This is a genomic window from Streptococcus sp. 27098_8_23, assembly GCF_041432195.1.
Taxonomy (GTDB): domain Bacteria; phylum Bacillota; class Bacilli; order Lactobacillales; family Streptococcaceae; genus Streptococcus.
In genome coordinates this window covers 1-689 of record NZ_JAPVZF010000013.1, presented here as the reverse complement: position 1 = coordinate 689, position 689 = coordinate 1, and the positions used below count along the sequence as shown (strand labels likewise).

Genomic DNA, 689 nt, shown 5'->3' with positions numbered 1-689 from the left:
GGTCCCGTAGTGTAGCGGTTATCACGTCGCCCTGTCACGGCGAAGATCGCGGGTTCGATTCCCGTCGGGACCGTTTAAGATAACGGAAGTTATTTTAGACTCGTTAGCTCAGTTGGTAGAGCAATTGACTTTTAATCAATGGGTCACTGGTTCGAGCCCAGTACGGGTCATATTTGCGGGTTTGGCGGAATTGGCAGACGCACCAGATTTAGGATCTGGCGCTTAACGGCGTGGGGGTTCAAGTCCCTTAACCCGCATAATAGAAAGTAGCCGGCTTAGCTCAGTTGGTAGAGCATCTGATTTGTAATCAGAGGGTCGCGTGTTCAAGTCATGTAGCCGGCATTTTTTTATATAGAATAAGAGGTCGATGCGAACGTAGTTCAGTGGTAGAACACCACCTTGCCAAGGTGGGGGTCGCGGGTTCGAATCCCGTCGTTCGCTTAGAGAGGCCGGGGTGGCGGAACTGGCAGACGCACAGGACTTAAAATCCTGCGATTGGTAACGATCGTACCGGTTCGATTCCGGTCCTCGGCATATAATGATGAGCACCCTTAGCTCAACTGGATAGAGTACCTGACTACGAATCAGGCGGTTAGAGGTTCGACTCCTCTAGGGTGCATTTTTTTATTTAACGCGGGAAGTAGCTCAGCTTGGTAGAGTACTTGGTTTGGGACCAAGGTGTCGCAGGT

7 tRNA genes are annotated in these 689 nt (G+C 50.9%); all 7 read left to right on the top strand.

Annotated elements, in window-relative coordinates:
• The 7 genes from O3652_RS10130 (at position 1) to O3652_RS10100 (ending at position 619) form a co-directional block, all read left to right on the top strand.
• Positions 1-73, top strand: a tRNA-Asp gene (locus O3652_RS10130).
• A gap of 24 nt (positions 74-97) precedes the next feature.
• Positions 98-170, top strand: a tRNA-Lys gene (locus O3652_RS10125).
• A 5-nt stretch (positions 171-175) separates the two neighbouring features.
• A tRNA-Leu gene (locus O3652_RS10120) sits at positions 176-257 on the top strand.
• A gap of 12 nt (positions 258-269) precedes the next feature.
• Positions 270-342, top strand: a tRNA-Thr gene (locus O3652_RS10115).
• A gap of 27 nt (positions 343-369) precedes the next feature.
• A tRNA-Gly gene (locus O3652_RS10110) sits at positions 370-441 on the top strand.
• A gap of 7 nt (positions 442-448) precedes the next feature.
• Positions 449-534 (top strand) — tRNA-Leu (locus O3652_RS10105).
• Positions 535-545: 11 nt separating this feature from the next.
• Positions 546-619, top strand: a tRNA-Arg gene (locus O3652_RS10100).
• The last annotated feature ends 70 nt before the right edge of the window (positions 620-689 follow it).